At 40.5% G+C, this 11,682-nt stretch carries 14 protein-coding genes; 9 read left to right on the top strand and 5 right to left on the bottom strand.

What is annotated here, in order from left to right; all coding sequences use genetic code 11:
- Positions 1–9: 9 nt before the first annotated feature.
- A complete protein-coding gene (dapA, locus tag VUI23_RS11535) occupies positions 10–897 on the bottom strand; it encodes a 4-hydroxy-tetrahydrodipicolinate synthase (RefSeq protein WP_216047442.1) in 888 nt (295 codons plus the stop codon).
- Between the two features lie 230 nt (positions 898–1,127).
- On the opposite strand from dapA, the gene VUI23_RS11540 reads away from it, so the two are divergent.
- A complete protein-coding gene (locus tag VUI23_RS11540) occupies positions 1,128–1,655 on the top strand; it encodes an ACT domain-containing protein (protein ID WP_216047443.1) in 528 nt (175 codons plus the stop codon).
- 71 nt (positions 1,656–1,726) lie between these two features.
- Positions 1,727–2,194 (top strand): thioredoxin-dependent thiol peroxidase, encoded by a 468-nt coding sequence (gene bcp, locus VUI23_RS11545; RefSeq protein ID WP_216047444.1) that lies wholly within the window; start codon positions 1,727–1,729, stop codon positions 2,192–2,194.
- A 66-nt stretch (positions 2,195–2,260) separates the two neighbouring features.
- Here the strand turns inward: bcp and VUI23_RS11550 are convergent, their stop codons facing one another.
- Positions 2,261–3,334, bottom strand: a complete 1,074-nt coding sequence (locus tag VUI23_RS11550) for an AI-2E family transporter (protein WP_216047445.1) — start codon at positions 3,332–3,334, stop codon at positions 2,261–2,263.
- Between the two features lie 319 nt (positions 3,335–3,653).
- Between VUI23_RS11550 and VUI23_RS11555 the strand changes: the two genes are divergently transcribed.
- A complete protein-coding gene (locus VUI23_RS11555; protein ID WP_216047527.1) occupies positions 3,654–5,114 on the top strand; it encodes a M48 family metalloprotease in 1,461 nt (486 codons plus the stop codon).
- Here VUI23_RS11555 and VUI23_RS11560 read toward each other — a convergent pair.
- Entirely contained in the window at positions 5,111–5,605 is a 495-nt protein-coding gene (locus tag VUI23_RS11560; RefSeq protein WP_342804466.1) for a TlpA disulfide reductase family protein, read from the bottom strand. The two genes, VUI23_RS11555 and VUI23_RS11560, sit on opposite strands and share 4 nt — an antisense overlap.
- Positions 5,606–5,740: 135 nt before the next feature.
- Between VUI23_RS11560 and arsC the strand changes: the two genes are divergently transcribed.
- The 3 genes from arsC to VUI23_RS11575 are packed head-to-tail and all read left to right on the top strand — an operon-like array spanning position 5,741 to position 7,103.
- Entirely contained in the window at positions 5,741–6,094 is a 354-nt protein-coding gene (gene arsC, locus VUI23_RS11565; RefSeq protein ID WP_216047447.1) for an arsenate reductase (glutaredoxin), read from the top strand.
- Positions 6,094–6,684, top strand: coding sequence for an NAD(P)H:quinone oxidoreductase (wrbA, locus tag VUI23_RS11570; protein ID WP_216047448.1), 591 nt, complete (start codon positions 6,094–6,096; stop codon positions 6,682–6,684). Before arsC ends, wrbA begins: the two co-directional genes overlap by 1 nt.
- Positions 6,681–7,103, top strand: coding sequence for a DUF2069 domain-containing protein (locus VUI23_RS11575; protein ID WP_216047449.1), 423 nt, complete (start codon positions 6,681–6,683; stop codon positions 7,101–7,103). The genes wrbA and VUI23_RS11575 overlap by 4 nt, the downstream gene beginning before the upstream one ends.
- Before the next feature lie 92 nt (positions 7,104–7,195).
- On the opposite strand, the gene hda is transcribed toward VUI23_RS11575, so the two are convergent.
- Both hda and VUI23_RS11585 read right to left on the bottom strand, forming a co-directional pair.
- Positions 7,196–7,918: a DnaA regulatory inactivator Hda gene (gene hda / locus VUI23_RS11580; protein WP_216047450.1), complete on the bottom strand. Its 723-nt coding sequence runs from the start codon at positions 7,916–7,918 to the stop codon at positions 7,196–7,198.
- Position 7,919: 1 nt separating this feature from the next.
- Positions 7,920–9,029, bottom strand: coding sequence for a DUF2066 domain-containing protein (locus tag VUI23_RS11585; protein ID WP_342804467.1), 1,110 nt, complete (start codon positions 9,027–9,029; stop codon positions 7,920–7,922).
- 245 nt (positions 9,030–9,274) lie between these two features.
- Between VUI23_RS11585 and purM the strand changes: the two genes are divergently transcribed.
- Genes purM through VUI23_RS11600 form a run of 3 tightly spaced genes read left to right on the top strand, consistent with a single transcriptional unit; the run spans position 9,275 to position 11,666 of the window.
- Positions 9,275–10,315, top strand: a complete 1,041-nt coding sequence (gene purM / locus VUI23_RS11590; RefSeq protein WP_342804468.1) for a phosphoribosylformylglycinamidine cyclo-ligase — start codon at positions 9,275–9,277, stop codon at positions 10,313–10,315.
- Positions 10,316–10,966, top strand: a complete 651-nt coding sequence (purN, locus tag VUI23_RS11595) for a phosphoribosylglycinamide formyltransferase (RefSeq protein WP_342804469.1) — start codon at positions 10,316–10,318, stop codon at positions 10,964–10,966.
- Positions 10,926–11,666: a DUF3108 domain-containing protein gene (locus VUI23_RS11600; RefSeq protein WP_252728898.1), complete on the top strand. Its 741-nt coding sequence runs from the start codon at positions 10,926–10,928 to the stop codon at positions 11,664–11,666. The genes purN and VUI23_RS11600 overlap by 41 nt, the downstream gene beginning before the upstream one ends.
- Positions 11,667–11,682 lie beyond the last annotated feature (16 nt).

The raw sequence follows: 11,682 nt of genomic DNA on the forward strand, positions 1-11,682 counted from the left end.
GTGTATTTTCTAACCATTAATGTGAATGCCTGTTGCACGCATGACTTCTTCGATATCTTTTTTGGATTGGAGTTCCGGAAGAATTAATGGTAATCGTAAAAAAGCACTGTCTATCAAGCCCATTTTGTATAAAGCCCACTTAGGCAACACTGGGTTGGGCTCTATGAATAACGCCTCGTGTAAGGCTGCAATCGATTGATTAATTCTTTTTGCTTGTTCAAAATCTTGAGCTGCCGCAGATTCACACATTTTAGCCATTTCCGCCGGCACTATATTGGCCGTTACTGAAATCACACCGTGACCACCGTTGCATAAAAATTCACAACTACTTAAGTCGTCACCGCTAAGTAACAAAAAGTCTTCGGGTACTACAGCTTGGGTTTCTTTTAAACGTTGCATATCGCCAGTCGCATCTTTTAAACCTACGATATTTTTGTGTTTTGCTAATATCGCAACCGTTTCAGGAAGCATATCCGCGACCGTCCTGCCCGGCACATTATATAGCAGAACCGGTAAATCGGTGGCATCCGCTATAGCTTCGAAATGCGCAACCATGCCTTTTTGTTGTGGTTTATTGTAATAAGGCACCACACTCAAAAAACCGGCGATACCGGTATTGGCCAACTGTTTACTTAAGAAAATAGCCTCAGAGGTAGAATTCGCACCACTGCCCGCAATTACTGGGATAGCATTATTTGCATATTCAACCGTCTTTTTCACCACTTCGATGTGTTCTTCAAAGGGTAAAGTTGCTGATTCGCCAGTTGTGCCTACAGACACTAAACCATGAGTACCATTTTCAATATGAAACTCAACTAGCTTTTTAAGGCCAACATAATCTACGTCCCCGTTTTGGTCCATCGGGGTCACAAGCGCTACAAAACTACCTTTAAACATGTTTTCTCCACAAAAATGAGCGCCTAATGGTAATGATCAAGCCCGCTAAAAACAAGCACATAATCAATAAAATAGTAATGCCCTATTTTGTTTACCGACAAGATTCGCAGGGTTGGATTTTCTGCTGCTAAATTAGTTCCTTATCAATAAACTTAAATAGTTGTTTTTTAATAGCTTAAAAATTCCTTTATAATGCGCCCATCGTTTTTACTTTGAATTAATTTTAATTAATGAAACAACAACTCATCGTTACCATTATGGGCGGCAATAATGTGGGAATTTTAAGTGAAATTTCCAATACCGTTAGCGCCACAGGTTGCAATATATTGGATAGTCGGCAAGCTATTTATGGCGAAGACTTTTCCCTAACTATGATTCTGGAAGGTTCGCAATTAGAAATCACCAAGGCTGAGCTGAAAATACCACAAACCTGCCAGAGCCATGATCTCCTGTCTATGATGAAACGTACAAAGCGCCACAGTAAGCAAAACTTGGAGCATCTCATCGACGTGCAAATCAGCGGCGACGATATACCTGGCGTGATTCATAAGGTTTCAACCCTGTTAACCAGTTTCGATGCTGCTATTAGTGCATTGCGTCAACACACTTTTACCGACCAAGATAGCCAAAAAGAAAAGATGAAAGTTAAATTTGTAGCTAGTATGCCTCTTGAAGGTGATATGGTCGGGCTCACTAAACAATTCAATGAGCTACTGGATAGCTTAAATTTGCAAGGCAAAATCAGCGAAAACCATTAATTTGGACAAATTGATAAATTCGTAGATGCCAATAGATTGTTAAACATAACTCAACTGATTAGGATTTTTCCATGAATCGACTTAAAGCTGGCGACAAAGCCCCGCTATTTACCTTACAAGACCAAAATGATAATCCCGTCTCATTAGCCGATTTTAAAGGTAAAAATGTTTTAGTGTATTTTTACCCGAAAGCAATGACCCCAGGCTGCACTGTGCAAGCACAAGGTTTACGAGATTCAAAAGCACAATTAGACAAACTTAATGTGGTTACCTTAGGCATTAGCCCAGATGCACAAAAACGTTTGCCGAAATTTGCCGACAAAGAACAACTAAACTTCACATTATTGTCAGACGAAGATCATGCTGTGGCAGATCAGTTTGGCGTGTGGGGACCAAAAAAGTTTATGGGTAAAGAATACGACGGTATCCACCGCATCTCGTTTTTGATCGACCCCCAAGGTGTTGTCTCCCATGTATTTGATAAATTCAAAACCAAAGACCACCACCAAGTCGTTTTAGACTATTTAAGCAACAACTAATACGCACAAACACTAAACACGAAAAAGGGAGCATATTAGCTCCCTTTTGTGTGTTTAAAGCCTACCTTAAGTTCCGCTTTCAGGGGTATAAGTTACACTGGGTGACCACGCATTTATCACCGCTTTAACCAGTGTTGCCAAGGGAATCGCAAAAAACACGCCCCAAAAGCCCCACAGACCACCGAAAAACAGTACGGCAACGATAATATATATAGGATGTAAACTGACCGCTTCTGAAAATAAGATCGGCACTAACACATTGCCATCTAACGCTTGAATGATGCCATAGGCAATCATTAGATACCAAAAGTCGGGAGTAATACCCCATTGAAATAACGCCACTATGGCGATGGGCAAAGTAACCACTGCCGCACCTATGTATGGGATTAACACAGAAAATCCAACTAACACCCCTAACAGCACAGCATAGCGTAAATCCATAAACGCAAATGTCACCGATGAAACCGCACCAACAATGATAATTTCAATTACTTTTCCACGAATATAATTGGCAATTTGCAAGTTCATTTCTGAGCTCACTTGTTTGATCAAACGTCGCTCGTTTGGCAATATCCGCAGCAGATTCGCAATCAATACGTCCTTATCTTTGAGCATAAAGAACAACATCAACGGCACCAAAATCAAATAGATTAAAATTGCGCCTAAATCTGCCAACGAGCTAAATGAAGCTGAAATAAGTGTTTCACCAACTTGTACAATCTTTTGATTGATCTCCTGCAACACATTTTGAATATGATAAATTTGGATGAAATTGGGGTACAGATCCGGCAAAGTTAACAGCCACTCTTGACCTTTATTCCAGATTTGCGGGGTTTCCTTAATCAAATTCACACTTTGTTGAGTAATAACGGGCACTAAACCAATAAAGGTTAAAATACAAACCGCAATAAACACCAACACAATAATCACGGTGGCATAGACCCGGCTTAATCCCAACTTCATTAACTGCATCAAAGGCCAATCAAGTAAATATGCAATAACAGCTGCAACAATGACTGGCATCAAAATATCGCCCCAAATTGCGAACAATACCGATACAAAGATCAATAGCATTAACAGCATAAGAGAATCCGGATCCGAAAACTTACGCTTATACCAGCGATCTAACATCTCAAACATGTGATTTCCTGCCTATTTTTACTTCTGTGGGGTTGTTTCCTGAACACTACAATGACTGTAATGCAACTTGCTGTGAGGTTCGTTTTATAACTGCATAATAATTTACACTATATTTGCACGATTAATAATTAAATTTAAGTGAAATTAGAATTTAAGATATCTGCTCCTATATACATAGTGTAATGATATATTACCGATAGATTTACACAATATTGACGTATAAAACTGAACTTATTTGCCTATAGCTGTTTCAAACAGACGCATTAACCCATACATTTAGAGTGGATAGAAAAATTTGAGAGAAGTTAGTTTGAAAAATATGACCAAGAGTCTTTTTATAGCAGTAGCTTCTGCAGTCTTCGCTTTTTCATCAACTTCAGCGATAGCGCAGGTAAGCGACCAGCACCAACGTAACGCCTTACCTGAAATAGGTGTGGTGGCGTCGGATGCCATCAGCATTGACAAAGAAATCCAAATTGGTGACATATTAATGCGCCAACTTCGAGGTCAAGCTCCGCTGTTGAGCGATCCCTTATTAGACGAATACCTGCAAGATTTGGGAAACCGTTTGGTTGTGCAAGCTGATAACGTAAAATTTCCGTTCAAATTTTTTCTAATTAATAGTGCCGATATCAATGCATTTGCATTTTTTGGTGGTCACATAGGTGTACACACTGGGTTAATTTTCAATTCAGACAACGAAAGTGAATTGGCATCAGTACTAGCCCACGAAATTGCCCACGTTACCCAACGTCATATTGCTCGTAAGATGCAGTCTCAACAAAAATCCTCGCCCCTTCAGTTAGCCTCAATATTTGGTAGTGTATTGTTGGCCTTAGCAAACCCTGAAGCGGGCATGGCAGCATTAAGTGCAACCAACGCCGCAGCCCAACAAGCGTCGATTAACTATACACGTTCTAACGAGCGCGAAGCTGACCGAATTGGCATTCAAGTGCTCGCACAAAGTGGTTACGATCCCAATGCGGCAGCCACATTCTTTGGAAAGTTAGCGGAAAAGTACCGCCTTCAATCCACTCCATTCGCTTATTTGATGACTCACCCATTGCCTCAATCTCGTATTGCAGATGCCCGCAGTAGAGCCAGTTCATATAACGTTAGACAGGTTCCCGAAAGACTCAGTTTTCATTTAGCCAAAGCCAGAATCGTGGCTCGCTATTATGGAAATCCGAAAGACAATATTACTGGTTTCAAAGACATCATTGATAAGCAAAAGTATGTGTTCAAACAATCCGCCTTGTATGGATTAGCATTGTCGTATTTTGAAAATGAACAATATGCCGAAGCGCAGAATATCGTGCAGCAACTGATTCAGAGCGATCCAGATAATCTTTTCTACTTGGATATTGCCGCCGACTTATCTATCGCGCAAAAGGATTATGAACCTGCTATTGCGATGCTATCAGAACAGGCAAAACACACCCCTCATAACAGTGTGATTGCATTGAATTTAGCCAATATACTGGTTAAAAAAGGTGATATAAAACGAGCTACTAGCTTATTAAAAGACTTCTTATTGGTTAATCCGAATAATCTGTTGGCCCTGCAGTTACTCACAGATGCTTACCTTGAAAATCGTCAGATGCTAGAGATGCATCAAAGTAAAGCGGAAGTATTTGCATTAGTTGGAGCTTATCCTAGAGCCATAGATGAGCTGCACAGTGCATATAATTTTGCCGGTGACCGACAATTAGAGAAACAACGAATTAGAGCCAGAATCGATCAAATTAGAGAGCAAATAGACAAGATTAAAGCCCTTTAACTTGACGCTAAGCTGTGTCGCTGACGCAGTTGAGTGATAATATTCTGTAAACTAGCATTATTTTGTTCACCTTGTAGCTGCTTAATTAGTGCACCGTCAGGGCCAATAATAAAGGTAGTAGGTAGGGAATTCGGCTTGTGAAAAACGGCATTTTCTGGCAATCCGGATATAACCCTAAAATCAATTTGATACTTCTGTTTTAACTCTTGTAACTCAGGATCACCTAAATTATCAAAGTTAACCGCCAGCAACGACACATCGGGTTGCTCCTTCGCAAAAGATTCAAACTGATTTAATTCAGGGAGCTCTTTCAGGCAAGGGGCGCACCATTCTGCAAAATAATTCACGACTAAATACTGTCCTTCAAAATCTTGCCATTGGTAACTTTGCCCTTCCACAGTAGTAAAATCAGATTTGAGGCTCAACGACAAGTAAAAACCAGCTATAGCCGCAGCTAAACCGCAACTCACGAAGATTAACTTTTTAAACATAAACTTTGCGCTACCCTATACTTCTAATTCGTCTCAACATGAAATTATTCGAACAAATCCAAATAACATTTGTTGCCGTTGTGCATTAACCTTTAGAATACTGCAATTTAATTGGCAATGAAAAGTAATCATATTATGCAAAACTTACGAATTTATCATAATCCTCGCTGTAGCAAGAGTCGTCAAACATTAGAGTTGTTAACCGAAAAGGGTTATCAGCCGGAAATAATTGAATATTTAAAGACGCCATTAACGGTTTCGCAAATCGAACAACTCATGGAGCAATTGAATATCGATGATCCACGAAAAATGATGCGCGTGAAAGAAAAAGACTACACGGATAATAATCTCGGTGAAGACAGTGTTACCAAAGCCCAGTTAATCGCGGCAATGGCCACCTACCCTAAGCTTATTGAGCGTCCTATTGTGGTGAATAACACACAAGCTAAAATCGGACGCCCACCAGAAGCTGTGCTGGAAATTCTCTAGTGGGTCCCATTTTAGTTTTGTATTATAGCCTGCATGGCGCTACCCGAAATTTAGCCAATAAAATAGCCTTAGGTGCTCAGATGCAAGGCGCTGATGTGATAGTGCGCACTGTGCCTAAGGTAGCCACAGGCATAGATTTTAGCCAGCAGGCCGTCCCTGAATCAGGTGATCCTTATGTGAGCTTGGACGAACTTGCGAACTGCAGTGGTTTAGCTCTCGGCAGCCCGACTCGTTTTGGCAATATGAGTAGTGCGATGAAACACTTTTGGGACTCAACCTCTTCATTGTGGTTGTCAGCCAATCTAAATGGTAAGCCAGGATGTGTGTTCACCTCCTCTAGCAGTATGCACGGTGGGCAAGAGTCTACATTATTAACCATGATGATCCCGTTATTGCATCACGGCATGCTAATAAGTGGTCTGCCCTATTCTGAACCCGAGTTACATTCCACCGTAACCGGCGGAACCCCCTATGGCGTGACCCACGTTAGTTTGCAAAACAAATCGATATTAAGTCAAGACGAACAATCACTGTGCATTGCACAGGGAAAACGACTTGCCATGTTAGCGCAAAAACTAGGACAAAAATGAAAATTCCAACCAGTATTTATCGAAAATTAGCCTTAGTAAGTTACCTATTGTTGTTAATATGGGTTCCAATCTGGCATCTCCTGTTGGCGAACCCCACAGGCAGAAGTGAACAATTTGAAATTTTTCTAACCTTTGTTTGGACCATCCCATTGTTGTTACCAATGTCGGGGATTTTAAGGGGCAAACCTTATACCCATGCGTGGGCCAATTTTATTGTCATGTTTTATATCATGCATGGCCTCACCAGCTTTTACGCGGTAGAAAATGAACGTTATTATGCGTTAATCGAGATTGTTTTAAGTGTTGGAATGTTTATTGGTTGCAGCTTTTATGCACGTCTTAGAGGTAAAGAATTAGGATTAAGCATTCCAAAATTGAAAGATGAAATGGCTAAAGAAAAAGCCACATTCGGAAAATAAACCGCTTAGCATTTGATGTTTACAGAGAAGTGGCTAGTGGTTTAAAAGTGATTAATGATTTAGTTGCTAATTGGCCAAGATAAACTGAACAATTAAAGTTCAAGCACTTGTTTAATGAAGGGAATACTAATTTTACGTTTTTCTTGAATGCCTTGAAACTGCAATTCATCTAGGGCAGCGACAAGGCTATGCATATCTCGTTTAGCATGACTGATCAGAAATTGCAGTGATTCACGGGAGATACTGATCCCGCGCTGCTTGGCCTTAATATTTAAGGCTTCGCACGCATCTTGATCGTCTAGTGGCGCTAAGCTAAAGCTAATCCCCCAGGCCAAACGTGAGACCAAATCAGCTAACTCAAATTGCAGTTGTTTAGGTCCACGATCACAGCTCACCACAAGTTTACAGTGTTGGGTTTCACGAATACGATTAATTAAATCGAACAACGCTCTTTGCCAATCTTCACTGTGCTGAATATGTTGAATGTTATCTATGCACAACAACTGAATGTTTTCCATTCCATCTAAAATAGTATGGGGATAGCGAAGAGAGGCATCTAATGCCAAATAAAAGTGGGATTTTTGTTGTTGTGCTGCATTGTGTGACATCGCCACTAACAAATGACTTTTCCCCGTACCCGCAGCCCCTGAAATATAGGTCAGAAAAGGCAATTCAGTGGAGTCGTTTTGTTCAACAAGCAAACCGCAATGTTGATAAATTAACGAATTACTGCCAACGACCAAAGAGTCGAATGTCTGTTCGTCAGGCAAATCAACATCTAAAGAAATTTGTTTTGGTAACTGATCGCCAACCAAATTAAGGTCTCCAAAAATAGGGTTTATTGACTACAGGTTGGCTAAAATCATCCATTGGACTTTGCATTCTGTTGTCTAACCTAAACGCTTCGTCAAGATTTTCTTTGGCACCAAATAACTCTAACTCAAAAGTAGAGAAACTACCTTGCTGTTCAATCAATCTAACGTCGATAACCACTGATAAGTTGTTTAAAAAGTTGAGAACTTCCATATAAGTAGTTAGAGATGAAATATTGCCGATTACAATTTCCGTTTTGTTTTCAACCGAGTTCCCAGCCACAGCTTCAATAGCATATTTAGCAGCTAGCTCATCGGCCACCATATCAATCGCTTTTTGCATTGCAAGTTCAGGGGAACTAGCTTCCACTTCACCAGAATCAAATGCTCCTCGTCGAGTTATTATCCATTCGAGAACCCAAACGTCGAGTTTTTTAGGTTCTGGTTGTATTTCAGGATCACCTTCAAACTGATTAACAACGGGCTGCTCATCGCGATAGAATAAACGCCCTGACATCACATATTCGGTGTCATAACGCTCACTGGCTTGGACTAAATTTTGGGTATAGCTCGACCAAACATCGTAAACACTTACCTGTTGGATATCCGTTAAATCCATCACCGGAAAAGCAACTTCTATTCCCCGACGTTGAGCTGTTTCTTTTGCCATCTCTATCAAGTTTTGATGAATGCTGTCTGTCAATAATTTACGGGAATTCGTGCCTTTTTCTTCAATCGCTATCCATGCAAGTGTTTGCGGTCGATGCTTACCCCAAATGGAAAATCCTGTTGAACGTAGAACACTTTCCACTTTATTGACATCAAATTCAGCTTTATAAAGTAAACCTTCAGGTGTTGATTCATAAGCGTACGACAACAAAATATTTTGTGCATTGTTTAAATACGATTTAATTTCTTGATCATTTAATAACGCGCGATTGCCGCTAACTTTAACCAATACTTCTGCTAGGGCCTGCTTAACCGCCTTTTTCTGCGCATTCGTAGATTGGTCTGAAACCACAACAGACGCATTGTACAAACCCTCGACAACAGCGGCGTTTACCCAATTAAGTTGGGCGACCATTAACAATGTTAAAAACAGCAGACAACGCATTAGTATTAAACACTCTTGAAAATTCAAAGCGGTATTGTCATAGATCTAAATTAAAATTTCACCATTTGTTTAAAGCTTGTTTGCCTTTACCGTACGTTTTTCAAGCGATTTGGCAATATTTATCAGATAAAAATAACCTCTTGATTGACGATGTTTACTGTCTAGATAGAAAATACCTCGATTTACAGTACCTTTTCTTTTGTCATACTGATAAAATCCGCAAAAATTTTTTACTGAGGAATATTGTGAGCGATTCTAACCCATCTCTGAGCTATAAAGACGCAGGCGTCGATATTGATGCAGGAAATCAACTGGTAGAACGAATCAAGTCCGTGACCAAAAAAACTCACCGCCCAGAAGTGAAAGGCGGCTTGGGAGGTTTCGGTGCATTGTGCTCAATTCCTCAAAAGTATCGTTCTCCTTTACTCGTATCAGGCACCGATGGTGTAGGTACCAAATTAAGACTAGCGATGGATCTTAAACGTCATTTTGGTATCGGCATCGATTTGGTTGCTATGTGCGTTAACGATTTGATTGTTCAAGGTGCAGAGCCATTATTCTTTTTAGACTATTACGCAACCGGTAAGCTTGATGTAGATACGGCTACCGAAGTGGTCAGCGGCATAGGTGCAGGTTGCGAATTATCTGGCTGTGCACTGATTGGTGGCGAAACCGCTGAAATGCCTGGCATGTACCACGGTAACGATTACGATGTGGCTGGTTTTTGTGTAGGTGTTGTTGAAGCCGATGAAGTAATCGACGGTAGTAAAGTTGCTCCTGGCGATGCAATCATTGCCCTTGCCTCTTCAGGTCCTCATTCAAATGGCTATTCTTTAGTCAGAAAAGTACTGGAAGTCAGTGGTACAGATCCAGAAACCCCCTTTGCAGACAGTACTATTGCTGATCACTTGCTCGAACCAACACGGATTTACGTTAAATCTGTCTTAGCTTTGTTAGAAAAGCACAGTGTTCATGCTATTTCTCATATCACCGGTGGTGGTTTCTGGGAAAACATTCCTCGGGTATTACCTGACAATGCAAAAGCAGTAGTTCAGCGCAACAGTTGGACAAGACCTGCCATTTTTGATTGGCTTCAAGAAAATGGAAATATCACCGACCACGAAATGTTCCGAACTTTTAACTGTGGTGTTGGTCTGATGATTGTATTACCACAAGCAGAAGCGCAAGCAGCGGTAAATTACCTAAATGAACTGGGCGAAAATGCTTGGGTACTAGGTGAAATCGCTGAATGCGGTGAGCAACAAGAACAAGTTGAGATTGTTTAATTGAGTCGTTCAGCAAAATCAATCGTTGTATTAGTCTCCGGTAATGGTTCTAATTTACAGGCCATTATCGACTATTTCAGTGACAAAACTGATTTAGCAAAAGTCACAGCGGTTATTTCCAATGAACCCTCTGCGTTTGGCTTACAACGAGCAGAAAATGCCGGAATCGATGCACTTTGTGTTAATCACCGAGAGTTTGACAGCCGTGTTGAATATGACCAAGCTTTAAAAGCAGCAATAGATAAATACTCACCTGACTTAGTGGTACTCGCTGGCTTTATGCGTATTTTAACCGAACAATTTGTAACTAGCTTCAGTGGCAGGATGATCAATATCCACCCTTCTTTGTTACCTAAATACAAAGGTTTAAATACCCATCAAAAAGCCATTGATGCAAAAGACTTGGAACATGGTGCATCCGTGCACTTCGTGACACCAGAACTTGATGGTGGTCCTGTGATTATTCAATCCAAAGTACCAGTTTTTGAGCATGATACAGCTGCTGAATTAGCCGAAAGGGTCCAGCAACAAGAGCGAAATATATATCCACTTGTTGTAGACTGGTTTTGTAAGCAGCGATTACTGATGATCAACAATAAGGCAGTATTAGATGGACAGGAACTTCCACAAAACGGATATGCGACTGATTAAATGCTTGTTATGGGGAATAGTATTATTCTGCCTCAACTTGGGTGCTAGCGTACACGCTGCCGAATTAACCGAATTTGATGCCCATTACAAAGCATTTCGTTTTGGTAAAGAACTAGGTACCGCAAACTTAAAACTTGAGTCTCTTGGTCGTCAACGTTTTCGTTTATCTTATCAGTCTAAGGTTTCAATGTTCTTTTTATCCGATAAACGCACAGAAGTGAGTTTATTTAGCTTTAATGACGATAACATTATTCCCTTCAAATACAGTTACGAACGCACCGGTTTCGGTTCTGACAAAAGTTTAGTCGCTCAATTTGATCGGCAAAAAAACTCCATCAAAATCAATAATGAATCCAGCGTACAGTGGCATGATGAATTCGATAACCAACTTTACCGGTTAGACATACAACTGCAGCTTGCTGCCGGTAAAAAAGAATTACAGTACAATCTGCTGAACTATCGCGGCGAATTAAAACAATACAATTTAGTTGTGATGTCAACTGAGCAGCTTTCTCTTCCTTATGGTTTACTAGAAGGTGTTAAAGTTAAAATAGTCCGTCCTAATTCCACTCGCGAAACCTACGCATGGTTTGCGCCATCACTCGGCTATCAATTAGTAAGATTGAAGCAATTTAAGGATGGCGAAGAACAAGGCGACATCCAGCTTTCTGCTTTTACAACAGCTGCGGCAAGTAACTAACATCCATTTCCTTAGC

Origin of the sequence: Alteromonas sp. M12 (assembly GCF_037478005.1) — a bacterium.
GTDB lineage: Bacteria > Pseudomonadota > Gammaproteobacteria > Enterobacterales > Alteromonadaceae > Aliiglaciecola > Aliiglaciecola lipolytica_A.